The sequence below is a fragment of the Mycolicibacter icosiumassiliensis genome (assembly GCF_900078685.2).
GTDB lineage: Bacteria > Actinomycetota > Actinomycetes > Mycobacteriales > Mycobacteriaceae > Mycobacterium > Mycobacterium icosiumassiliensis.
Window position 1 is genome coordinate 1,278,623 of the sequence record NZ_LT546166.1, and the last position, 23,463, is coordinate 1,302,085.

A 23,463-nucleotide genomic window follows, 5' to 3' on the forward strand; every position below is an offset into this window, starting at 1 on the left:
TGAAGGTGCGAGCCTTGAACGCGCCATCAGCCTTGCGCATCCTTGTGGTCGGAGCAGGCGTGGCGGGGATTTCGCTTGCTCGCGGGCTGGTGCGTGACGGTCACGACGTCACCGTTTTCGAGCAGCGGCCGCACCTTCAGGCCGGCGGGGGTGCCGTGACCATTTGGTCCAACGGCGCGACGGTGCTGGGACAGCTGGGCGTGGATATGGCGGGAGCCGGGCAGCCGTTGTCGGCGGTTGAGGTGACGACGTCCACCGGTCGCCCGCTGGCCACGCTCGACATGACCGCAATGGCGCGCGGGCTGGGCGCACCGGTTCGGATGGTTCCGCGCCGGGTGCTGCTGGAGCGCCTGCTGGAGAACTTTCCGGCCGAGCGCATTCGGTGCAATGCCCGCGTGGTGGGCGTGAGCGCTACCGAGGGCGAGGCGCGAGTCGACTTCGAGGACGGCAGCTCGGTCAACGGCGATCTGTTGATCGGTGCCGACGGGCTGCATTCGATGGTGCGGGATCTCACCGACGCGCCGCCGGCCAAGCCGACCGGCTGGAGCAGCTGGCAGGGCCTGGTCAGCCTCCCGGACCTGGTCGCCGACAAGCGGGTGGCGCTGATGACTGTCGGCAAGCACGGAAACCTCGGACTGTGGCCGGCCGGTGGCCCTGAACTGCAGTGGTGGTTCGACCTGCCGTGGTCACCGGACTTCGTTCGGCCGGCATCCCCGATCGACATGATCCGTCAACAGTTCGCCGGCTGGTCCGCGCCGGTCGATCGGGTGCTGGCTGCCTTGACCGACGACGACCTGGCCGGCTCGCCCTACCCGCACTTTCGTCATCCGGCTCCCGGGGCAGGCCGGGGTGCGCTCACCCTGATCGGCGACGCGTGGCACACCATGCCGCCCACCATGGCGCAGGGAACCAACCAGGCGCTGCTCGACACCATGGTGCTGTGCAAGGCGCTGGCCGATCTCCGGCCGGCACCGTCACCTGATGATCTGGCGCGCGCGCTGCGCTGGTACGAGAACACTCGCCGCCGCAAAGTGGCGGCGGTGTCTCGGGTGACGGCGCTGCAGCTGTCCCACAGTGAGTTGGTGCTGCGACCGGCGGCGTTCATCCCGGACCGATTGCACACCTGGGGGATGACCATGTTTTTGCGCTCGGTCAGTCATCGCCGGATCTCGGCCGAGATCAGCCGCGGCCTCGGGCTAGCCGACATCGGTCGCGTCGCCAACCAGACAACAGATCGCAGCCATTGAGGAGGGCGGACCGATGTCGCTTCCCGCGGACGAAGATGTGGTCGCTCGCCCCGCCCCGCCGGCACCGGCCGATCCGGTGCGGGTGCGCGGTGAGTTCGACAGGCCCTCGCGCTGGCTCTGGCTGATCAAATGGTGCGTGCTGGCCACCCCGCACTACCCGATCTTGATCGGTCTCTATCTGGCCTACGTGCCGCTGACCTTCGTTGCCGGAGTGGCGATTGCGATCACCGGGCGGTACCCGCGACCGATCTTCGACTTCAATGTGGGCGTGCTGCGCTGGTCATGGCGGGTGATGAATTACCGGTTTCCGATGAACAGCACCGACAGATTCCCACCGTTCACGCTGGCGTCGCGGCCCGACTATCCGGCCGATCTGCAGGTCGACTATCCCGAGCGGCTCGAGCGCCGGGCGGTGCTGATCAAGTGGTGGCTGTTGGGGTTGCCGCAGATCCTGATGTGTTGGGCCCTGGAGCCTGCGCTGCAGTTGCTGTGCGTGATCACGGCGGTGACGCTGTTGATCACCGGGACGATCCCGGCCGGCATGTCGGATCTGCTGTTGGGCATCGTTCGGTGGCGTTACCGGGTGGCTGTCTACGTCTCCTTGATGAGTGATGCGTATCCGCCGTTCCGGCTGGATCAGGGCGAGCGGTGGGGGAGCGATGGCGCGCCGTAATCCGCTGTTCCCGTACGTGTATCGGCTCGGAATGCCGTTCTTCGACCGGCTGTTCTATCGCCGCTACCGACAGACGGCCATGAGCTATGCCATGGGCCGGTTGCTGATGGTCGGCCTCGGGCCCGGAGCGGACCTGATGTTTCTGCCCGCGGCGGTGACGTCGGTCGCGGCCATCGAGCCGGAGCCGGCGATGCGTCGGATGGCCGCCGCCATCGCCCGCCGCCACGGCATCCCGGTGGATATCGTCGATGGAGTCGGCGAGTCGATTCCCTTCCCGGACAACAGTTTCGATTCGGTACATGTCGGGCTCGTGCTGTGCTCGGTCGACGATGTCGATGCCACTCTCGGCGAGATTCGCCGGGTGCTGGCCCCCGGGGGCCGGCTGGTGGTGCTCGAGCATGTCCGCGGGGATGGCGCGATGGGCCGATTTCAGGATCTGATCGCGAAGCCGTGGGCATGGCTGGCGTCCGGCTGCCGGCCGAACCGCCGCACCCTTGATGCCATCGCCGCAGCCGGATTCGACACCACCGGGCTGTCCAGTATCAGGCGGACCCCGGTGCCGCCCCCGTGCACACCGCAGCTGCAGGGGTTCGCCACTGTGCTGCGTCAAGAACCGCCGATCGGTGCGAACGTGGGATAGGTAACGTCGAGAGATTGGAGTTCCCACCATGATTAGTTCAGTTGCGAGCCGCCGCCGGGCGGCGGTGGGTGTCGGAGCAGCCTTGGCCGCTGGGCTTGCCCCATGGGCGATCAGCCCCCCGGCCTACGCGGACGGGGGTGGCCGCAGTGTGGGCGCCGACTCCTGGCTCTTCGGTGATGTCGGAGACCCGGGTGCCGCGTTGTCCACCGTGGTCGACGACCCGGACTTCATCAGTCACACCAGTGATTTCGGGTTGTTCACCCTCACCTCGGCGGGCGACCCCGACGACGACAACTACGTTGCGGTCGTCCTGCAAACGTCACTGTTCACCGATATTTTGACGTCGGGAACCGACCCGGAAGACAACCTGGGATTCGGGGCCGCGAGCATCGGGGTGGCCGGGGAGACGGTCAACACGTTCATGGTTCCGAGCGATCCGGCGCTGGACTCTTCGTTCTCGTTGCCGTTCACGGATCCCTTAGCTCCGCTGTTCATCGACCTCATCCAGCTCGGTCTGGTCTGAGTCGGAACACTATTCGCTGGCCACCGCGTCGATGATGTTGAGCCGGGCGGCTCGTCGTGCGGGCGGCACCGAGCCGAGCAGGCTGATCGCCACCGCGCCCACGGCGTAGGCCGGTGCCACCGCGCTCGGTTGGAACGTGACGGTGAAATTCATGATCTCAGCGCTGACCAGGCTGTAGAGCCACTGATCGGTCAGACCGATCACCAGCCCCGCCAGGCCGCCGATCACGCCGATACCCGCCGCTTCGGCCAGCACCATCTGCACGGTGAAGCGGCGATTGGCGCCGATCGCCCGCAGTACGCCGATCTCGCGGCGGCGTTCGAGCACCGAGAGCGTCAAGGTGGTGAACAAGGCCACCGCGGCGACGAACACCACGATGAGCAATACCGCGTTGGCGATCACCATGCTCTGATGCAGCGGCGCCTCCAGCCCCGCCAGCGCGGTGCGACCGTCGTAGACGTAGTTCGGCGCCGGGACAACTCGGCGGACGTCGGTGAGCAACCGCGCCGGATCGACATCATCGGCCGCGGTCACCTGCAGCGTGGTCACCGCCGGGCGATCGAACCAGGCGCGCAGTTGGTCGAGTCCAATCCCGACGGTCCCGATGACTGTCGAGAAGTAGGGCACCAGCGCCAGCACTGTGGCCTGCCGCGGGCCGCGGGGTGTCTGCAGGTGCAGCTCGTCGCCAACCCGCACGCCCAGGGTTGTGCCCAGGTTCTGTGACAGCACCACCCCCCGGCCGTCCAGCACATCGCGGCGCGTCTGGTCGCCGAGTGCGCGAAACAGTGGATCGGCCGACCCGGGGGAGAATCCGTCGAGCATCACCCGGGTGCCACCGATCACCGCAAATCCGTAGGCGCCCGGGCAGACCCGGGCCACCCCCGGCACCGCAGCCACTCGATCTTCCAGGCCCGGCGGCAGCGCGTCGGTGGGAAAGCTGTCCGGAGCGTTCGCGCTGACCCACACGTCGACGCCCGCGACGGGCGCGAAGATCGCGCGCGCCGAAGAGATCATGTCGTTGTCGGTCCCGGTGATGACCACGGTAGTGACCACGGCGATCAATACGGTCATGACGGTCGCCCACACCCGCCGCGGCGCACGCTCGATCGTCGCCGCCCCGACCGCGCCGACCGTTCCGAAGGTCCGGGCGGCAGCGGCCGCCGCGGTGACCAGGGACGCGGTGAGGGCGAAGCCAAGGGTGATCTCGGCGCAGAACACCGCGATCATCGCCGCCAGGGAGGTGGCGCCGCGATGGCCCACGATGATCAACAGCGACACCGCGATCACCGCGACGGCCGCAGCCCCGCTCACCGTCCGCAGCCGGCGTGGCACGGTATCGGCGGCGGACGCCCCGACGGGCGCCAATGCCTCGATCGGCGACACCTTGTAGACCTGCCGCGCTGCCATGGCGGCCGCGGTCGCGCTGCTGAGCACTGTCGCCGCGATGGCGACCGGCAGCGCGTAGCCGGGCAGCCAGTACTCGACCCGCGCTTCGAGTCCCTGCGTGATGGCCGGTGGCAGTCGGCGAATCGCCAAGTGGCCCAAAAATATTCCCAAGATCGATCCGACGGCGCCGCCCAGCACACCGAGGGTCGCGGCCTCACCGATCAAGTCGGCCACGATGGTGGAGCGCCGGCCCCCGATCGCTCGCAGCGTCGAGATGGCCGGGCGGCGCTGGGCGATCGCCATGGTCATCGTGGCGCCGTCGCCGGCGCGCGCGGCCCGCATCCGTGGCTCGGCGACGATCGCTCGCCCGTTGACGGCGGAGGTCACCGCGGTGCGTACCGCGGCGGGGTCCGTGCCCGGCTTGGTGGTGATCAGTATCGAATCGAGCTGGCCTACCCGTCCGGTGATGTTCTGCGCCAAGGCAAGTGGGGCCAGCACATAGTTTCCGCCGTTGAGATCGGCCAGATGCTTGCCGGTGAGCACCTGTGTCACCGTGACCCAGGTTGTGCCCAACCGGAATCCGTCACCTTTGCCGTGGCCGACGCCGGGCCCGACCTGCACGCCGCTCGGTGTCCCCGATGGCCCCGTCGGTGGATGAGCGAGCGCATCGGCCAACGCGCCGGCCAGGGCGACACTGCTGGCATCCGCGCCGAACAACAGCATCGTCCCAGCGGCCGTGGGGGTGGCCGTGCGGATCAGCGGCGCCGCGGTCGCGACGCCGGGAACCCGGGCTACCTCGGCTTCCAGCGAGTCGGGAAATCCGGCATCGGTGACGCCGGACACCTCGAGTGTGGCGATCCCGGCGATCCCGTCGGAGAGTCGATTCACCGAACCGGTGATCGACCCGAAAATGCCCAGCACCGCAACCAAATACATCGCCGACACGGCCATGACGGTGATCGAGGCGAGGGTGCGCCGCCGGTGGACGGCCAATTCGCGCAGACTGAACAGCCGAAGGCGGCTCGCGGTGGCGGCGATCGCCGACATCATCGCCGGACCGTCGCCCGTCCATTGCGCGGCGACCCGCTGCGTTCATTGGGCGCCGACCCACTGCGCTCGCCGCTGTCCGAGCCGACCCGGCCGTCCTGCAGGCCGATCATCCGGTCGGTGGCCGCCGCGGCGTCACGGTCGTGGGTCACCATCACCACCATCCGGGCGCGGCCGCCCTCGTGTGCCACTTCGGCCAGCAGCCGCAGAATCGCAGCGCCCGTTGCGGAGTCGAGATTGCCGGTAGGTTCGTCGGCGAGAATCAGCGACGGATCCATCATCAGGGCCCGTGCTATCGCGACGCGCTGTAACTGGCCGCCGGACAGCTCCGCCGGCCGGTGCTCGACTCGGTTACCGAGTCCGACCCGCTCCAGCAACCCGATCGCATCGCCCTTGACCCTGTCCAGTCGGCTGCCGTCGAGGAGCTTCGGAACGGCTACGTTCTCCCACGCCGACAGGGTTGGGAGCAGGTTGAAGAACTGAAAGACGAAGCCCACCCGGTGCCGGCGAAACGCCGACGCCTGCTCGTCTGCGAGCTGGCCGATCTCGGCGCCGTCGAAGATGACCGAACCGCTGTCGGGGCAGTCCAGTGCCCCGAGCAGGTGCAGCAGCGTGCTCTTGCCCGCACCCGAGGGCCCGACGATCGACACGAACTGACCGCCGGTGAGATGCAGGTTGATCCGGTCGAGTGCCCGCACCCGTTGGCCGCCGATCCGGTACTCGCGGACGACGTCGCGCAGTTCGATGGTCAGCTCGCGCAGGCGCGACTGATCCCGGTGCAGACGAAGATCGGTGTGCAAGGGCGTCACTCCCTATCCGCGGGTTCTGATCCTTGACACGCGTGGCGAGGCTGTGTGGTTCAGCGCGGGGACCGGGTCGCCGGGAACTGCAGCTGCGGACGCCTAGGAGGCCGCGGCGTCGAACAGTGCGCGCAGGGTGGTGTGGATCTGGCGGACGGCATCGTCGATGCCCCCCATCGGCTGCAACAGATGACTCAGCGTCAACCGGACATCGACCTCGACGATCGAATTCAGCTGCCGGTCGATCGCGTCCGGCAGGTCGTGGGACGACCGGACCGCGGCCGCCATGGCCTCGACCGCACCGGCCAGGATCGGTGTCGGTCCCAGGGTCAGCAGCGGAGTCAGGCCGGCCTCCGCGTCGTTCTCGCGGGTCAGCGTCGCGGTGACCAGGGGATCATCGGCGGCGGCGCGCAGGGTGAACGCGGCGCCGGCGGCCAGGCCGGCGGCGACGTCGTCGGGGTGGGACTGAATGGCCGTGATCACCCCGGTGATGAATCGGGTGGTCTCGCGCTGAACCAGGGCCTCGCCCAGGGCCTGCTTTGCGCCGATCTCCTTGTACAGCACCTGCCGGCTGATGCCGACTGTGGCGGCGATGCGCGACATGTTCACCGCTTGCCACCCCTCGGCGCAGACCAGCGCGTGGGCCGCATCGAGGATCCGGTTGTGCAGCATCTGCCGGACCTCGGCCTGAAAATTCGGCACGGCGGGCATGCATCAAAGGATAGACGACAAAATGGTGGAAATGTCGTGCAAGACGCATCTATGGTGTAGTTGTATCGGTTCCATACAGGTACTAGCTGGATGTACAGGGTCGGAGGCGGATCGGATGGTGCCGTCGTCGGGGAATGCGGACCAGGTCAAAGGTGCGCTGGCCCGGTTGTCGGGCCGGTATCGCGCGGTGATCTATCTGTCTTACTACCTCGGCTGGACGACAGCGCAGATCGCCGCTGATCTCGGCGTCGATGACGACACCGTCAAGGGCGACCTGCACGACGCGCTGGGCGCATTGCGGGCCGGTCTGCCGACGGCCGGAATCAACCGGTAGTAGCTCGGGCTACCAGCCAAGCAGCACGAGTTCGGAGCAGAAACCCGGCCCCATCGCGACCATCAGCCCGAACGAGCCCGGCCGCGGCGGATCGGCCATGGTGGCCCGCAGCACGTCGAGCACCGAGACCGATGACAGATTCCCATTCTCGCGCAACGACGTTCGGGTCCGATCTAGTGCATTGGCAGGCAGATCCAGCGCGTCCTGGACCGCTTCGATGACCTTCGGCCCGCCGGGATGACAGACATAGGTCGACAGGTCGTCGACGGACATCCCGCAGTCGGCCAGGAAGTTGCGCACATCCTCGGCCAGATATTTCTCGACGACGGTGGCGACGTCCACGGACAGCTTGATCCGGAACCCGCTGGTGCCGATATCCCAGCCCATCACGTCCTGGGTGTCGGGATAGAGCCGGCTGCGGGTGGCCAGTACTTTCGGCGCTCTCGGTGTTACCGGGCGCCGGTTCGCCCCGGTGGCGATCACGGCGGCCGCGCCGTCACCGAAGAGGCTGGCCGCCACGAAATTGGCCATCGAACGGTCGTCGCGTTGGATGGTCAGCGAGCACAGTTCGACTGCGAGTAACGCCGCCACGTGGTCGGGGTAGGAGCGCAGATAGTCGTACATGCGGGCCACCCCGGCGGCACCCGCGACGCAGCCCAAGCCGAACAGCGGGATCCGCTTGACGTCGGGCCGCAGCCCGACCCTGGTCGCCAGCCTGGCCTCCAATGTCGGTACGGCAAGCCCGGTCACCGTCGTCGACACCACGACGTCGACGTCGGCCGGCTTGACCTTGGCGGCATCCAGGGCCGCCAGCAGCGCCTGCTCACCGAGGTCGAGGGCGACGTCGATGAAGGTGTCGTTCGCCTCGGTGAAACCGCTCAGCTCGGCGTAGCGCGGCAGCGGCAACGCCAGATGGCGGGACGCAACTCCGCTGGCGTCGAAGAAGCGCCGAAACTCAGGCCCGGCGAAGTCGCCCAATGCTTGGGCCGATTCCTCTTGGCTGTATCGGTACGGCGGGAACTCAACGGCTACCGCGGCGAGCGAAGGCGTGGTGATGGTCATGCCGGAGTCACGTTGCCGAGTGCTCGACGGTTCAATTCCGCTATCGCGCTGAACCTTCCGGCCTCGGCGTTCGCGGTCGGCGACCGATCCAAGGTGGCAATTGCCGCACACCGACTTGACGGCGCCGCACGGTGCGGTAAGAAAGGGCGTGGCAGCTTCCAGTTCCTCCGGCGATCTCGCCCCAGCCGACCCGATCGCGCTGGCCCGCGCCAACTGGGAGCGGGCCGGCTGGGGTGAGGTCGCTGACGGCATGGTGGCGGTGACATCGGTGATGCGCGCCCACCAGATCCTGCTGGCTCGGGTGGAGGCGACCCTGCGGCCCTATGACTTGAGCTTCTCCCGTTTCGAGCTGCTGCGGCTGCTGGCGTTCAGCCGTTCCGGTGCGCTGCCGATCACCAAGGCCTCCGACCGGCTGCAGGTCCACGTCACCAGCGTCACGCACGCGATCCGGCGGTTGGAGGCGGCCGGCCTGGTCGAGCGGCTGCCGCACCCCACCGATGGCCGCACCACGCTGGTGTCGATCACCGCTTTGGGCCGTGCCACCGTCGCGGACGCGACGGTCAGCCTCAACCGGGAGGTGTTCGCGGACGTCGGTATGTCGGTGGAGGAGTCGCGGACGCTGTCCGCGGCGATCGAGACATTGCGGCGCAACGCCGGCGACTTCTAGCCTGAACCGCCGGACTCTCGCGCGGCGGGGGACGGGATGGGGATGACGGCGGTGACGGCGGTGCCGGCCCCCGGGCGCGACCGGATGTTGAGCCGGCCACCGACCAGCTCGGCGCGTTCGGCCATCGACAACACCCCGTAGCCGCCCATCTCGTCGCCGCCCACCGGGTGCTCGAAGGTGTCGAAACCCACCCCGTCGTCGACGATCTCCAACCGTGCGGTGTCGGGGTCGGCGGTGATCGCGAACCCCAGCCGCACCGTCGTCGCGGCCGCATGTTTGACCACGTTCTGCAGGCCCTCCTGCGCGATCCGGTACAGCGCCAGCTCGATGTGCTCGGGCAGCCGGGTTTCGGCCAGGTCGAGCTCGATCGTGAGCTGCGGGATCGACCGGGCGAGGCTGGCCAGACCGCCGGACAGGCCCAGATCGTCGAGCACCGGTGGTCGCAGCCCGCTAATCGCCACCCGGGTCTCCTGCAGCGTCAGCCCGGCAAGCTCACGAGCGGCCTCCAGCTGCGCCGACGCCTCATCCGGGTCGTTGCCGACCGCGCGGGCCGCGGCGTCCAGCCGGTAGGACAGTGTCACCAGCCGCTGCGAGATGCCGTCGTGGATATCACCGGCCAACCGCCGCCGCTCGATCTCCTGGGCTTCGATCACCTGCTCGACGAAGAGCTCGTGGGCACGTTCGCGCGCGACCAGCTGCCGGTGCAGCCGGGCCTGGTGCATGGCGCCGGCGATGAGCCGGCCGATCACCCGCAGCAGCTCGACGTCGCCGGGGGTGAATTCGCGGCGCGTCACGGTGTGCACGTTGAGCACACCCACCAGCCCGCCTGGATCGGTCTCCATCGGCACCGACACCATCGAGGTGAAGTCACGCCCACGCAGCGATTCGATCGGTAGGTAGCGTGGGTCGGCTTCCTTGTTGTCGCTGATCACCACCGGCTCGCGGTGCCGCGCCACCCATCCCGACACCCCCGATCCCAGCGGCAGCCGGATCTTGCCCACCTCGGTGTCGAACGGCGGGGTGGCGCCGGTCAGGGTCAGCGAGCGTTCGGTGTCGTCCAGGACGTGCACGAAGCAGACGTCGGTGCCGGTGGCCGCGGTGATCATCCGTGCCGCCGCGGCGGCCAGCGGCTCCACTCCGGGCCCGCTGGAGGCGGCCTGGATGAGCTCCCGCAGCAGCGCCAGCTCGTGGTTGGCGTCGACGAAATCCCGTACCGCATTGGGCTTGCGGGGGCGCGAGCGCGGCCCGCTGGTGGAGCTCACCGGTAGATGCCTTCGCGCAGCGCGGTGGCTACCGCGCCGGTCCGGTCGGATACCCCGAGCTTGCGGTAGATCGAGCGGAGATGGGATTTGACCGTCTCGTCGCCGATCACCAGCTTGGTGGCGATCCCGCGGTTGGACAGCCCGCTGACCATGTAGGCCAGGATCTCACTTTCCCGCTGGGTGAGTCCTTGGCGCGCGCCGGGCCAGAACTCGTCGCGCTGCAGTCGTGCCGCGGTGCCGGCCGCCCGGGCCGCCAGTCCGGGGTCGATCACCGTCTCGCCGCGGTGGGCCAACTCGATCTGGTGCACCAGGTCGTCGCTGCTGATGCTCTTGAGCAGGTAACCGGCCGCGCCGACGCGCAGCGCCTCGAACAGGTATTGCTCGTCGTCGTAGACCGAGAGCATCACGACCTTGCGTTCCGGGTCGCGTTCCCGCAGCGCCAGGCAGAGGTCCAGGCCGCTCTCGCCGCGCATCCGCACGTCACACAGCACGACGTCGGGGTCGGTTTCGGCGATCACCGCCATGGCCTGCTCGGCGTTGATCGCCTGGCCGATCACTTCGATCCGGTCGGCGAACGCGGTGAGCATGGCCCGCAGGCCCTCGATCACCATCTCGTGGTCGTCGACGAGGACCAGGCGCACGGGCATAGCAAGACAGTAAAGCCCATCCAGTGGGCCCGAAGAGCTGATTACCCCGCCCAGATCCCCCCAATGGGGGAGGACACCCGAGCCCGTTTCCGGCACGGTAGCTGTTATGCAGATCACAACTGAACTCGCGACATGGACCGGTCCGGGCCGCCCGTTCTGGTGGGACCAGGTGCACCCGGATGCCGAGGTATACCCCCTGCAAGCGGTGATCTTCGATCTCGATGCGCTTGCCGACGCCGACGGTGAACCCCGGTCGGGCCTGGTGGACCTGGTGTTGAGCCTGTTTGCCAGCGGCCTCTGGGTAGCGGTGGTCGGCGCCGGTCCGCGTGCTTGGGTGCAGGAGCGGGTGCGGGAACTGATCGGTGACGGCATGGCCGAGACCGTGGTCAGCGCCGACGACCTGACCGGTCCCGCGGGTGACGCCGAGCTCTACCGGCTGGCGCTGTGGGAGCTGGGCATTGTGGCCGGGGAGGCGCTGGTGATCGCCGGCTACGAGGCCCGCACCGCAGCCGCGATCGGCCTGCCGGTGATCTACGCGGGTTCCACCCGCTACGACGGGCTGCTGGCCAACGGCTGCCGGGAGTTGCAGGCGCAGCGGGTGGTCGCCCGGTTCAGCTGCCGCGAAGCGGGCTGATCTCGGCGCTGGTTACGCCGCGCCGCACGCATTGTTTGACGCTGGCGCCTCCGGTCACCGACCATGATGTGGTGCGTCGACTGGTGGTTCTGCTGTGCGTAGCGCTGTGCGTGATGGGCGTGACTTCGGTGGCCGCGCCGCTGGCCGCGGCGGTCGTCGAACCGTGGTTCGGGAATGCGGTCGGCAATGCCACCCAGGTGGTTTCGGTTGTCGGAGTGGGGCATTCGACCGCCAAGATCGACGTCTACCAGCGGACTGCCGCGGGCTGGGAAGCGGTCGCGGCCGGGATTCCGGCACATGTGGGTTCGGCGGGCATCACCCGAGAGACCAAGGAAGGTGAGCCGTCGACCCCGATGGGGTTCTACACGCTCGATTCGGCGTTCGGCACCGCTCCGAATCCCGGCGGTGGCCTGCCGTATGTGCAGGTCGGATCCGACCATTGGTGGGACAGCGACTCGGGCAGTCCGACCTACAACACCATGCAGGTCTGCAAGAAGGCCCAGTGCCCGTTCAACACGGCGGTCAGCGAGAACCTCAACATCCCGCAGTACCGGCATGCGGTGGTCATCGGCGTCAACAAATCTCGCACACCCGGTGACGGCTCCGCCTACTTCTTTCACACCACCGACGGCGGGCCGACGGCGGGCTGCGTGGCCATCGATGACGCGACGCTGGTGAAGATCATCGGCTGGCTGCGGCCGGGCGCGCTGATGGCAATCGCGAAGTAGGCGGCGGGCTCCGCGGAATCTGACGAAGCGGTAGGACTTTTGTCGGAGAGGGAACCAGCCTGGATCCTTCACCGGCGATCAGGTGTGGTCCCGTTTTGGTTGAGTCGCGATGTGGTGGCCCTCGCGGAAGCGTGCACCAAGGCCTAGTCGGCAAATCGCCGAGTCAGCTAACAGATATGGTCGAGTAATCGACTGAGCGTCAAGAGATTAGCTATTCCTCAGCGAACTATCTGCGGCGTGTGGAACGTGTTTCAGGACCACTGGGGTGGCCGTTTCGGTTTGAATGATCATCGCAATCCGATGTGTTTGCCACTTCAGTCGATCTATCCATCTTGAGCAGCACCGATAGTGCACGCACTGAATTGCGGCAAAATCGACCATTCCGGCCAATTAAGAAGATGCCATGGAGAAGTTAATGGCTCTCAGCTGTACTTGCCTACACCTGAGCCGACACCATCCGAGGAGGCATCGTGCACCTGGCACCCGGCATCACTGTCGGCCGTCCGGCGCGGTTCGGCTCAGCCATGACGCTCAGCGAATCCACCGACCACAGTGAAGGGGCAGCATCTATGACTCGTCAGCACAACACCGACGCGTACTCGCGCGACGTCGTGATTCGTCGGGGGGGGGGGGCGTCCCCCTCCCTAACTAAGCCTTGTCGTATTTACCCCCTCGCCCCCGAGTGTGGGGCACCTTCCTGGGCTCGCCACGGTTCGTGAGGTGGCGCTGATCGCCAGCGACGCCTCGTCCGATCTGTTCGCGCCTTGGCAAGACGTGTTCAACACGGCATCCGGCAACGCCTCGACGCTGTTCAACGCCTTCTCCTTTGACAATGGTGTGGGGTGGCAGCAGCTCATTGCCAATCTCTCCGGCTACGCGCAGCAGATCATCGACGACCCGGCAAACATCACCCAGGTCACCGATGAGCTTCGGGAAAGCTGGAAGGCGGTGGACTCGGCGATCACGCTGATGAACGCCAACCCCGACACCGTGGCCAGCATCATTAGGCAGACGATGGATGGCACCCCAGCTTTCGGTCACATCCTGATGTTCGGTGAGATTCCGGGCTACTTGCCGGCCGATCAGGCTGCGTCGATCACGCCGATCATCAACTTTCTGGGTTCACCAATGAGTGCCATCGTCATGGGCGCGTTAGGTCCGGGCATCAGCCCCTGGGTCGCGCTGCTGAACAGCATCACCGACGGGGACGGCCTGAACCAGACTCTGGCCAACATGACCGGCGCCTTTTTCAACGGCGCCACCCTGGATTTGAGCAGCCTGACGCCGGCAATCAACAGTCTGGGTCTTTTCCCCGCGGGCATGGCCATGACCCAGTTGGATATCGCGTTCGGTGGGCTGCTCAGTCCCGGCGGTAACGTCGCCGCGGCCCCACTCAATGTGGTCGACGCCGATGACAATGTCATCGGCCAGTTGCCCGCGATCGGTGGGTCGATCTTCAACAGTGTCGGCCTGACCTTCACCGGAGTTCCGGCCATCAACACGCTGCAACTTAACAGCGACCCGATCGGTCCGCTGGGGGCCTGGCTGGGACTGAACCAGGTCATCGCCAGCCAACTCGGCTGGGGCTCCAACTGGGACGTCATAGTTGGCGGCCCAAATGTGCCTGCCATTCCGCCGGGCTCTGATGTCGTCTTCCCCACCCTGCCCGGCAGCGATTTCTTCAGCGACTTTTTCCCGGCCGACGGCGTCGGCGCCGGCGGTGCGGCGGCCACGGACTTCGCCAGTGTGCTGTCTGACTTTTTCACCGGTCTGGGCGCCTAGACCGGGCGCGTCAACTCCACCGACAACTTCCCACTAGCCAACAAAGACTTTTTTCTCAGGAGAGGTGTTCGCACATGAATCGTTGCCACATCAGTAGCCAGGCTCGTCCGATGGGACCGCGGCGCCATCATCGGGTGGCCGGTGCAGGCAGTGTGGTTGCCGCGTTTTTAGCGTTTGGGATGGCGCCGTTGGCGAGTGCGCCATGTGCGCAGGCCGACGCCGATGATCTGTTCGATCTCGACTGGCTCTCCGGCATTTTCAGCCCCGCCGATACTGCGCTGCCACTGGATCTCGATCCGGGCTCGGCCTTGGGGTCGAGCTTCGACATGACGAGCTTCATCGACCAGTGGTTCTACACCCCGATTCACAGTGTTCTTGAGGCATGGATCAACAACCCGTTCGGTGAGATGGTCAACAACGGCATCAACGACCTCGCCGGCATGTATCTGATCGGTGACGGTGCGGCCGGGACCGTGGTCAATCCCAATGGTGGCGACGGCGGCTTGTGGTTCGGCGACGGCGGCGCCGGCTGGAACAGTGACATCGCCGGCGTCAATGGCGGTGACGGTGGGGCCGCCCTCGGGTTCTTCGGCAACGGCGGCGATGGTGGCGCGGGGGGTCTGGGCGCTGATGGCGGTGCTGGTGGTGCCGGTGCCACCTTTATGGGCAATGGCGGTGCCGGTGGCGCCGGTGGTGCCGGTGGCGTCGATGTTGCCGGGGGCAATGGTGGCGACGGTGGTATGGCGGTGGGCTGGCTGTTCGGCAACGGCGGAATCGGCGGCGCCGGCGCTAACGGTGTTGCCGGAACCTTCGCCAACGGCGGCACCGGAAACGGCAGTGCCGGCGGTAACGGCGGTACCGGTGGTGCCGGTGCTGATGCTGCCGACGGCACCGGTGGCTTGGGCGGTGCCGGCGGTGACGGCGGTGCCGGCGTCGCCCAGGGCGGTAATGGTGGTACCGGTGGTGCTTCCGGTGCGTCCACTGACGCCAACGCCGGTGCAGTCGGTGGGGCCGGCGGTCGGGGCGGCGACGCCTCCGGTGCTGTCGGCGTTCAGGGCGTGGCCGGTAACGGCGGCACCGGTGGTGCCGGCGGCATCAGCAACAGCGGGATCGCCGGTGCCGGCGGTAGCGGTGGTGACGGCGGTAACGGCGGCACCACCGACGCCACCATCCAAACCTTCGGCGGTAGCGGCGGTGCCGGTGGGGCCGGCGGTGCCACCAGCGTCGGTAGCGGCGGTACCGGCGGCAACGGCGGAAACGGCGGCGATGGCACGGTCGGTGCCGGCGGTGGCCTGCTCGCCGGCACGTACGCGGCCGGCGGTAACGGTGGCGCCGGTGGTGGCGGCACGGCCATTACCGCCTCAGGGATCGGTGGCCACGGTGGTGACGGCGGTAGCGGTGGTACCGGAACCGGCTGGAAAGACGTCAATGGTGTCGTCTTCACCGGCGCCCCAGGCACCGTCTACAGCGTGGGCGGCAACGGCGGCGACGCCGGCGCCGGTGGGTCCATCTTCGGTGGATCCGGGTCTCCCGGAGGTGACGGCGGCAACGGCGGCAACGGCGCCACCACCGGTGTGAGCGTGGGCGGTAATGGCGGTGTGGGCGGCTATAGCCCCCACGGAGCCGGCGGTGCCGGGGGTAGCGGGGGCAGCGGTACGGCCACCGGCGGTAACGGCGGTGACGGCGGTAACGGCGGCAATGACCTGGCGGACAGCCCGGGGCTCGGCGGTGACGGCGGCGCAGGTGGCGCCAGCACAGGGAGCACACCGATACCTACGAACACCCTCAACCTGTCCAGCCAGGGCGGTAACGGTGGTAACGGTGGCGCCGGCGGTGCCACCGGGGACAGCGGTGGTGCAGGGGGCGACGGCGGTAGTGGTAACGCCGGCAACGGGGGTAATGGCGGTAATGGCGGTACCGGCGGTCAAGGCGTTGGGGGGGTTACCGGCGCTATCGGGCGGTAACGGTGCCGCTGGCGGTAATGGCGGTAATGGCGGTAATGGCGGTAACGGGCCTCTGAGGGGCGGCGCTGCTGGGGCAGCCGGTACCGGCAGCGCTGGCGGTGCGGCCGGAACCGGCAGCCCTGCAGGCCAGGACGGCGATGGCGGCAACGATGGCACGCCCGGCCAGCCCGGGCAAAAGATCACTCCCTGAGACCGACCATGAGAGATCGCTCCGCCACGGTCGTCGGGTCCGCTCTGGGCCCGGCGGCCGTCGGGGTTTCCGAGCTGCGTGAGGAGATTATGGTCACCGCGAACACCCTGGTTGACCTCTTGCAGCGCCAAGCCGAACGGTATGGCGAGAAGGTGGCGTTTGCCTTCTCTTACAACGGAGATGGCGAGGACGAGAGTCGGCTGACCTTCCGCGAGTTGGACGTGAGGGCGCGGGCGCTCGCGGCCCATCTGCAACGGCAGGGTGCGACCGGTCAGCGGGTGTTGGTGTTCTGTCGCCCGAGTCTGGATGCGATCACCGGATATCTCGGTTGTCTGTATGCCGGTGCGATTGCGGTGCCGGCGCGTGAGCGGGTTGGCGCCGCGATGGTGGACGCGATCCAGGCGGGACTCGCCGAACACCATGGGATTCAAGCGGTCTCGGTGGTTCTGGTGCCGCCCAGGAGCATTCCCGTCACGTCCAGCGGCAAGGTCCAGCGCAGTGCCTGCCGGCAGTTGTTCCTCGACCGTGGTTTGGAAACGGTCGCCGAATGGTATGGGCCCTTGCAGCCGGCCCCGCCCGCCAACTCAGAAGAAGCACACATGGCTGAGCTCATGCACTTGGTGTTGGCCCGGCGAAATGCCGGGGCGGGCGGGGGCGGTGGTAACGGTGGCATCGGCTAACGCTGGCCACAGCGGGTCGCCCATCACGGTGCCGACCGCGGACACCCTGGTGGAGTTGGCGCGGCAGCAGGCCGCGCGGTATGGGGAGAAGGCGGCGTTGAGCTTCTCCTATCACGGTGATGGCCGGGATGGTTGCGTGTTGACGTATCGCGAGTTGGATAGCTGTGCGCGGGCGATCGGGGCGGCATTGCAACACGTGGGTGCTGCGGGGTGCCGGGTGTTGGTGCTGTGTGGTCCCGGGTTAGACGGTATTGCAGGCATTTTCGGGTGCTGGTATGCCGGAGCTGTTCCGGTGCCGATATCGCAGCGGGTGGGGCCTCGATTGTCGGCGGTGATCGCCGATGTGGAGCCGGGCTTCGCGGTGGCCTCGCCGGAATTGCCGCGCAGTGTCAGGTCGGCGGTGGATGCGCTGGCCGGATCGGTGCGTTGGTGTTCTACCACTGATAGTGATGCCGATGCCTGGGTAGCACCGTCCGTCGACGCCGACAGCATTGCGCTGATCCAGTATTCAGCGGGGTCGGCGCACTGCCCGAGGGGTGTGGTGTTGACCCACGAGAATGTGATGGTCAACCTGGAGGCGATTACTGCGGTGGGGTGGGGTGATTCGCGGGATGTGGCGGTGTCGTGGCTGCCGATGCATCAGCCGCTGGGGTTGATCGGCGCGGTGTTGGCGGGAATCTATGCCGGCGCCAGCACGGTGTTGATGGCGCCGTCGGCGTTTATTGCCCGGCCGATGCGCTGGCTGGAGGCGATCTCGCGATACCGGGCCACGGTGACCGTGGCACCCGATGTCGCCTACCGGTTATGTGTGCAGCGCAGTACCCCGGCGCAGCGTGCGGGGTTGGATGTGTCGTGTCTGTCCACGGCGATCACCGGGGTGCAGGTGCAGCCGGTACGGGCCGCCGCCATGGGGGCATTCGCCGAGGCGTTCGCCACGGCGGGGTTTCGCGCGCAGGCGTTCCTGCCGGTGTATGGGTTGGCCGAGGCCACCCTGGTGGTTGCCGGTGGTTCGCAATCCGAGCGAGCGGTGGTGCGTCTCGTGGATCAAATTGGGCTGCAATCGGGTTGGGCGCTGGATGCCGACGCGAACGATCCAGGCGCGGTCGTCGTGGTGGGGTGCGGGCGTCCCCGCCAGCAGGTGGTGATCGTTGACCCCGACACTCGGCTGGAGTGTGGGCCCGATGAAGTCGGCGAGATCTGGGTCAGCGGGCCCGGCGTCGCCCGAGGCTATTGGGGCGCACCCGCTCAGACGGATCGGATTTTTGAGGCGTTCCTGGCCGGCAGTGGTGAGGGCCCGTTTCTGCGCACCGGGGACCGGGGGTTCCTTTGGGGTGAGGAATTGTTCATCACCGGGCGCTGCCCGGATTTGGTGGTGCTGGGAGGGGTGCACTACTACCCGAACGCTCTTGAAGCGACAGTGCAGGACTGTCATTCGGTGTTGCTTTCGGGGCGTGGCGCGGTGTTCGCTGACGAATCCGAAAAGTTGGTGGTCGTCCAAGAGGTCAGCTGCCCGGTCGGGGAAGCCGAACTGGCTACGCTGGTGCCAAGGATCCAGTCGGCACTGCTCGAATCTTATGGTGTTCAAGCGGATTCGATCGTGCTGGTGGCACCGATGGGACTCCCCACCACCCCAAGTGGTGAGATCCGCCGTGCCGCCTGTCGATGGCAGTACCTCGACGGTGACCTCGACACCCTCGCGCACTGGCACGCACCGGGCCCAGCCCATACGCCGCGGGAGGCCAACGTCGTCGAACTCACCGAGGGCGTCACCGCCCGGCGGCAGCGGGTCTGCCACTCGTGATCCGCGGAAAGCGTCGGGCGTGATGGCCGGTTTCCTTACCGGCCGAAATGCCTGTAAAGTAACGGAATTGGATCTGGCCGAACACAAGTCGTGGCAGCACTATCTGGCGACCGTGTTACGCATGACCACGCTGCTCAACCGGGAACTCACCGAGGTGCAGGCGTAGCGGCTCGCGGGCGGTCATGGATTCGTCGCGCTAGGCCAACGCAACATTCGGGGGCGTGTGGGGATTCACGGAAGAACGGTGAAGTTCTCGGTATGGCACGGACGGACGACGGTGAAGTGACGGCGGTCGACGGTCGCGATCTCACTGATGCCCAACCGTTCTGCTGTGGTCACCACGGAGGCGTCGACGGTGCCAAGTGGCAGGTCTCGGTATCGCGCAACAAGCTCAGCGATCCGCAGCCAATCTCCCGCGGCTACTGGTTCGACGGCGAACGCACCGTCGGCCAAGTCGCCGAGGAATCGCACCTCAGGTTCGGCACCCAGTCGGGTGCCCAGCAGATAGGCCACCTCGGTGATGACGAGTGTCGGGACGATCAACGGACCCGGATGGGTCTGTAGAAGTTCCAGCGACGCCGCATGGTGAGCATCGTCGGCGTCGACGTAGGCATATAACGGGCCCGCATCGACAACAATTGCCCCTATGGTCCGACCTCGGCAGCCAAGATCTCCTCGATACGCTCGGAGACATCGCTTCGACCGCTACGGCCGGCCGCCGCAGCGTTGAGGCGCCGACGGCCACCGGTCGTGCCAAGGTATGCCTCGAGCGCTTCACGGCTAACGTCCGAGATGGTCAAATTCCGTCGCTTAGCCTCGTGCCGCAGCCGAGCATCCAACGCGTCAGGGATCTTGACCGTCGTCCGTTTCATGTATGCCAGCATACCCAAGGTGTCCATCGCGCGCCGGCCAGAAGCGTGATCGTTCAGGCCGGCGGGGCGCTCAGCTGCCGCGCAGCAGGTTGATCACCGCGCTGAAGTCCTGCGCGCCGTGTTCGGCGGCGAAGTCGCGGTAAATCTGGGCGGCATGGCTGCCCAGCGGAGCAGCGGACCCGGTCGAGGCGACCGCGTCCATCGCCAGGCCCAGATCCTTGTTCATCAGTGCGGTGGCAAAACCCGGCTCGAAATTCCGGTTCGCCGGGGAGGTGGGCACCGGGCCCGGGACCGGGCAGTTGGTGTGCAGTGCCCAGCAGTTTCCGGTGGCGCCGGTCATCACGTCGAACAGGGCTTGGTCGGCTAGGCCCAGCTTTTCGGCCAGCACGAACGCCTCGGCGACCGCCACCTGCTGCACGGCCAGCACCATGTTGTTGCAGATCTTGGCGGCTTGGCCGGCGCCCGCCGCGCCGCAGTGGATGATCTTGGCGGCCATCGGTTCCAACACCGGGGTGGCCCGCGCCACGGCGGTGTCCTCGCCGCCGACCATGAATGCCAGCCGCCCGGCGACCGCACCGGTCACCCCGCCGGACACCGGCGCGTCGAGCTGGGCCAGTCCATGGGACGCGGCGAGGGCGTGTACTTCGCGGGCGTCGGCGACCGAAATCGTCGAGCTGTCAATGAACAACGCGTCCGGCCCGGCCGCGGGCAGGATTTCGGCATAGCAGCTCTTCACCGCATCCCCGTGCGGCAGCATGGTCACCACCGCGTCGGCCCCGGCCACCGCCTCGGCGGCACTGGCGTGAATGCTCACGCCGTGCTGCTCGGCGGCCGCGGCGGCCGCCGGCACCGGGTCGAAGCCGCGCACGGTGTGCCCGGCGGCGACCAGGTTCGCCGACATCGGCCCACCCATGTGACCCAAGCCGAGAAACGCGACGATTGCCATCTGTGCTCCTTTGGCGGCGAGTTACTGACCCGAGCGGACGCGGGCCGCCTCGGCCCGGCCGATCACCAGCCGCATGATCTCGTTGGTGCCCTCCAGGATGCGGTGCACCCGCAGATCCCGGACGATTTTCTCCAGACCGTATTCGCGCAGATATCCGTATCCGCCGTGCAGCTGCAGCGCTTGGTCGGCCACCCCGAAGCAGGCGTCGGTGACGTAGCGCTTGGCCATCGCGCACAGCTGGACCTTGTCGGGCGAGTTGTTGTCCAGTGCGGTCGCCGCGCGCCACAGCAGCAGTCGCGAAGTTTCCAGGGCGGTGGCCATGTCGGCGAGGGTGAATCGGATCGTCGGTTCGTCCAGCAGCGCCTTGCCGAATGCCGTCCGATCGGCCAGGTAGCTGCCGGTCTTGTCGAACGCTGCCTGGCCGCCGCCCATCGAGCAGGCAGCGATATTGATCCGGCCGCCGTTGAGGCCGTTCATCGCAATAGCAAAACCGGAGCCGCTTCCGTCGGGACCGCCGAGCATCGCCTCGGCCGGCACCCGCACGCCGTCGAAGATCACCTGCGCGGTCGGCTGGGAGTTCCAGCCCATCTTCTGCTCGGCGGCGCCGAAACTCAGCCCTGGCGTGTCCTTTTCGACGATGAACGTGGAGATGCCCCGAGGGCCGTCACTGCCGGTTCGGGCCATCACCACATAGACGTCCGAGACGCCGGCACCGGAGATGAACTGCTTGACCCCGTCGAGCACGTAATCGTCACCCGAGCGCACCGCGCGCGTGCTCAAGGCACTGGCATCCGAGCCCGCCCCAGGTTCGGTGAGGCAGTAACTGGCCACCACCTCCATCGACGCCAATCGCGGCACCCAGCTCTTGCGCTGGTCTTCGGTGCCGTAGCTGTCGATCATCCAGGCGCACATGTTGTGGATCGACAGGTAGGCCGCGATCACCGGATCGGCGATGGCGAGCTGCTCGAAGATGCGCACCCCGTCCAGGCGGCGCAACCCGGAGCCGCCGACGTCGTCGCGGCAGTAGATCGCCGCCATTCCCAGCTGGGCCGCCTCCCGCATCACCTCAACCGGAAAATGGTGGGTGGCATCCCATTCCAGCGCGTACGGGGCCAGCCGCTTGTCGGCGAACGCCGCCGCGGTGTCGACGATCACCCGTTCTTCGTCATTCAAGATCGTGTTCATCGGCTCTATTCCATGGTGGGGATGTGGAATTCAGCGCCGTCCTTGATGCCCGAGGGCCAACGCTGCGTGACGGTCTTGACCTTCGTGTAGAAGGTGATGGACGCCGTGCCGTGCTGGTTGAGGTCGCCGAAGCCGGACCGCTTCCAGCCGCCGAAAGTGTGATAGGCCACCGGCACCGGAATCGGCACGTTCACCCCGACCATGCCGACCTGCACCCGGGAGGTGAAGTCGCGGGCGGTGTCGCCGTCGCGGGTGAAGATCGCCACCCCGTTGCCGTACTCGTGCTCGCTGGGCAGCCGCAGGGCTTCTTCGTAGTCGTGGGCCCGGACGATGCACAGCACCGGACCGAAGATCTCGTCGGTGTAGATCGACATGTCGGTGGTGACACGGTCGAACAGCGTCGGGCCGGAGAAGAAGCCGCCGGTCAGATCGGCATCGCCGAATTGGGTTTCGTCACTGGCCCGTTCACGGCCGTCAACCACCAGCTCGGCGCCGGCGGCCACCCCTTGTCCGATGTAATCGTTGACCCGGTCCAGCGCGGCGCGAGTGACCAGTGGCCCGTAGTCGGCCTTGGGGTCCAGGCTGTGGCCGACCCGCAGGCTATTGATTCGTTCCACCAGCCGGGACCGCAGCCGCTCGGCGGTCTGCTCGCCGACGGGCACCGCCACCGAGATTGCCATGCAGCGCTCGCCGGCACTGCCGTAGCCGGCGCCGATCAGTGCGTCGACGGCCTGGTCCAGGTCGGCGTCGGGCATCACGATCATGTGGTTCTTGGCGCCGCCGAAGCACTGGGCGCGTTTGCCGTTGGCGGTGGCCGTCGAGTAGATGTACTGCGCGATGTCGGAGCTGCCAACGAAGCCGATCGCGGCAACGTCCCGGTGGTGCAGCAGGGCGTCGACGGCCTCTTTGTCGCCGTGCACCACCTGCAGCACCCCCGGCGGCAGCCCGGCTTCGACGAACAGCTCGGCGAGGCGCACCGGTACCGACGGGTCACGCTCGGAAGGCTTGAGAATGAACGCGTTTCCGCACGCCAGCGCCGGGCCGGCCTGCCACAGCGGGATCATCGCCGGGAAGTTGAACGGGGTGATCCCGGCGACCACGCCCAGCGGTTGACGCAGCGAGAACACGTCGATGCCGGGGCCGGCGCCCTCGGTGTGCTCGCCCTTGAGAAGATGCGGGATGCCGACGCAGAACTCGATCACCTCGATGCCGCGCTGAATGTCGCCGCGCGCGTCTTCGAGGGTCTTGCCGTGCTCGCGGGAGAGCAGCTCGGCCAGCTCGTCGACATGGGTGTTGACCAGGTCGATGAAGCGCATCATTACCCGGGCCCGGCGCTGCGGGTTGTAGGCGGCCCACTCGCGCTGGGCCGCGGCCGCCGACGTGACCGCGGCGTCGACGTCGGCGGTGTTGGCCAGCGGCAGGGTGGCCTGCACCTCGCCGGTGTTGGGGTCGAAGACGTCCGTGCTGCGCTGCGACGTGCCGGACACTCGGCGGCCATCGATGAAGTGCGGAATCTGTGTGCTCATGCGGCCATCCCGTGACAATTTCAGTGGTTGAGCCGGATCGGCTCGACTCCAGAATACTAGGACATCCTAGTAATTGCGAGGCGGGGAGTCTCGGGTGAGGAGTCGCGAGGCTGGCAGTTCGGCAGCGCGGTCTTCCCTGATCGCCCCGGACTTCGC

23 protein-coding genes are annotated in these 23,463 nt (G+C 67.4%); 12 read left to right on the forward strand and 11 right to left on the reverse strand.

Going from position 1 to position 23,463, the window contains the following annotated elements; translation table 11 throughout:
• The first annotated feature begins 14 nt into the window (after positions 1-14).
• From BN4346_RS29910 to BN4346_RS29925, 4 genes are all read left to right on the forward strand, one after another.
• Positions 15-1,247, forward strand: coding sequence for an FAD-dependent oxidoreductase (locus tag BN4346_RS29910; protein WP_235653562.1), 1,233 nt, complete (start codon positions 15-17; stop codon positions 1,245-1,247).
• An 82-nt stretch (positions 1,248-1,329) separates the two neighbouring features.
• On the forward strand, positions 1,330-1,920 hold the full coding sequence (locus BN4346_RS29915) for a DUF4389 domain-containing protein (RefSeq protein WP_067970021.1): 591 nt from the start codon (positions 1,330-1,332) through the stop codon (positions 1,918-1,920).
• Positions 1,907-2,560 (forward strand): class I SAM-dependent methyltransferase, encoded by a 654-nt coding sequence (locus BN4346_RS29920; RefSeq protein ID WP_067969827.1) that lies wholly within the window; start codon positions 1,907-1,909, stop codon positions 2,558-2,560. The genes BN4346_RS29915 and BN4346_RS29920 overlap by 14 nt, the downstream gene beginning before the upstream one ends.
• A 28-nt stretch (positions 2,561-2,588) precedes the next feature.
• On the forward strand, positions 2,589-3,083 hold the full coding sequence (locus BN4346_RS29925) for a hypothetical protein (RefSeq protein WP_154677556.1): 495 nt from the start codon (positions 2,589-2,591) through the stop codon (positions 3,081-3,083).
• Positions 3,084-3,092: 9 nt separating this feature from the next.
• On the opposite strand, the gene BN4346_RS29930 is transcribed toward BN4346_RS29925, so the two are convergent.
• The 3 genes from BN4346_RS29930 to BN4346_RS29940 form a co-directional block, all read right to left on the reverse strand.
• Positions 3,093-5,519, reverse strand: coding sequence for an ABC transporter permease (locus tag BN4346_RS29930; RefSeq protein ID WP_067969833.1), 2,427 nt, complete (start codon positions 5,517-5,519; stop codon positions 3,093-3,095).
• On the reverse strand, positions 5,516-6,268 hold the full coding sequence (locus BN4346_RS29935; RefSeq protein ID WP_078058503.1) for an ABC transporter ATP-binding protein: 753 nt from the start codon (positions 6,266-6,268) through the stop codon (positions 5,516-5,518). Before BN4346_RS29935 ends, BN4346_RS29930 begins: the two co-directional genes overlap by 4 nt.
• Before the next feature lie 150 nt (positions 6,269-6,418).
• Positions 6,419-7,027 (reverse strand): TetR family transcriptional regulator, encoded by a 609-nt coding sequence (locus tag BN4346_RS29940; protein ID WP_067969836.1) that lies wholly within the window; start codon positions 7,025-7,027, stop codon positions 6,419-6,421.
• A 115-nt stretch (positions 7,028-7,142) separates the two neighbouring features.
• On the opposite strand from BN4346_RS29940, the gene BN4346_RS48840 reads away from it, so the two are divergent.
• Complete coding sequence (locus BN4346_RS48840) at positions 7,143-7,361, forward strand: sigma factor-like helix-turn-helix DNA-binding protein (protein ID WP_067969840.1); 219 nt, start codon at positions 7,143-7,145, stop codon at positions 7,359-7,361.
• Positions 7,362-7,370: 9 nt separating this feature from the next.
• Here the strand turns inward: BN4346_RS48840 and BN4346_RS29950 are convergent, their stop codons facing one another.
• A complete protein-coding gene (locus BN4346_RS29950; RefSeq protein ID WP_078058489.1) occupies positions 7,371-8,423 on the reverse strand; it encodes a type III polyketide synthase in 1,053 nt (350 codons plus the stop codon).
• 148 nt (positions 8,424-8,571) lie between these two features.
• Between BN4346_RS29950 and BN4346_RS29955 the strand changes: the two genes are divergently transcribed.
• A complete protein-coding gene (locus BN4346_RS29955; RefSeq protein WP_067969843.1) occupies positions 8,572-9,090 on the forward strand; it encodes a MarR family winged helix-turn-helix transcriptional regulator in 519 nt (172 codons plus the stop codon).
• Here BN4346_RS29955 and BN4346_RS29960 read toward each other — a convergent pair.
• Positions 9,087-10,352 carry a GAF domain-containing sensor histidine kinase gene (locus tag BN4346_RS29960; protein WP_067969846.1) on the reverse strand — a complete coding sequence of 422 codons (1,266 nt, stop codon included), beginning with the start codon at positions 10,350-10,352 and terminating at the stop codon, positions 9,087-9,089. The two genes, BN4346_RS29955 and BN4346_RS29960, sit on opposite strands and share 4 nt — an antisense overlap.
• Positions 10,349-10,999 (reverse strand): response regulator, encoded by a 651-nt coding sequence (locus BN4346_RS29965; protein WP_067969850.1) that lies wholly within the window; start codon positions 10,997-10,999, stop codon positions 10,349-10,351. The genes BN4346_RS29960 and BN4346_RS29965 overlap by 4 nt, the downstream gene beginning before the upstream one ends.
• 106 nt (positions 11,000-11,105) lie before the next feature.
• Here BN4346_RS29965 and BN4346_RS29970 point away from each other — a divergent pair, with 106 nt between their 5' ends.
• From BN4346_RS29970 to BN4346_RS29995, 6 genes are all read left to right on the forward strand, one after another.
• A complete protein-coding gene (locus BN4346_RS29970; protein WP_067969851.1) occupies positions 11,106-11,633 on the forward strand; it encodes an HAD family hydrolase in 528 nt (175 codons plus the stop codon).
• 71 nt (positions 11,634-11,704) lie between these two features.
• The gene (locus BN4346_RS29975) at positions 11,705-12,361 is read left to right on the forward strand and encodes a L,D-transpeptidase family protein (RefSeq protein ID WP_067970027.1); all 657 of its coding nucleotides are present in this window, start codon (positions 11,705-11,707) and stop codon (positions 12,359-12,361) included.
• A 684-nt stretch (positions 12,362-13,045) separates the two neighbouring features.
• A complete protein-coding gene (gene gjpA / locus BN4346_RS29980; protein ID WP_154677557.1) occupies positions 13,046-14,143 on the forward strand; it encodes an outer membrane porin GjpA in 1,098 nt (365 codons plus the stop codon).
• 110 nt (positions 14,144-14,253) lie between these two features.
• A complete protein-coding gene (locus tag BN4346_RS49675) occupies positions 14,254-16,107 on the forward strand; it encodes a PGRS repeat-containing protein (RefSeq protein ID WP_067969857.1) in 1,854 nt (617 codons plus the stop codon).
• A 198-nt stretch (positions 16,108-16,305) separates the two neighbouring features.
• On the forward strand, positions 16,306-16,977 hold the full coding sequence (locus tag BN4346_RS49470) for an AMP-binding protein (protein ID WP_067969860.1): 672 nt from the start codon (positions 16,306-16,308) through the stop codon (positions 16,975-16,977).
• A complete protein-coding gene (locus BN4346_RS29995; RefSeq protein ID WP_235653563.1) occupies positions 16,964-18,778 on the forward strand; it encodes a fatty acyl-AMP ligase in 1,815 nt (604 codons plus the stop codon). Before BN4346_RS49470 ends, BN4346_RS29995 begins: the two co-directional genes overlap by 14 nt.
• A 231-nt stretch (positions 18,779-19,009) precedes the next feature.
• Here BN4346_RS29995 and BN4346_RS30000 read toward each other — a convergent pair whose 3' ends face one another.
• From BN4346_RS30000 to BN4346_RS30020, 5 genes are all read right to left on the reverse strand, one after another.
• Positions 19,010-19,426 (reverse strand): type II toxin-antitoxin system VapC family toxin, encoded by a 417-nt coding sequence (locus BN4346_RS30000; RefSeq protein ID WP_067969863.1) that lies wholly within the window; start codon positions 19,424-19,426, stop codon positions 19,010-19,012.
• On the reverse strand, positions 19,423-19,650 hold the full coding sequence (locus BN4346_RS30005; RefSeq protein ID WP_235653564.1) for a ribbon-helix-helix domain-containing protein: 228 nt from the start codon (positions 19,648-19,650) through the stop codon (positions 19,423-19,425). Before BN4346_RS30005 ends, BN4346_RS30000 begins: the two co-directional genes overlap by 4 nt.
• 70 nt (positions 19,651-19,720) lie before the next feature.
• Positions 19,721-20,596 (reverse strand): 3-hydroxyisobutyrate dehydrogenase, encoded by an 876-nt coding sequence (mmsB, locus tag BN4346_RS30010; RefSeq protein WP_067969865.1) that lies wholly within the window; start codon positions 20,594-20,596, stop codon positions 19,721-19,723.
• A gap of 21 nt (positions 20,597-20,617) precedes the next feature.
• Positions 20,618-21,781 (reverse strand): isobutyryl-CoA dehydrogenase, encoded by a 1,164-nt coding sequence (locus BN4346_RS30015; RefSeq protein WP_067969868.1) that lies wholly within the window; start codon positions 21,779-21,781, stop codon positions 20,618-20,620.
• Between the two features lie 5 nt (positions 21,782-21,786).
• A complete protein-coding gene (locus tag BN4346_RS30020; RefSeq protein ID WP_067969871.1) occupies positions 21,787-23,307 on the reverse strand; it encodes a CoA-acylating methylmalonate-semialdehyde dehydrogenase in 1,521 nt (506 codons plus the stop codon).
• Between the last annotated feature and the right edge of the window lie 156 nt (positions 23,308-23,463).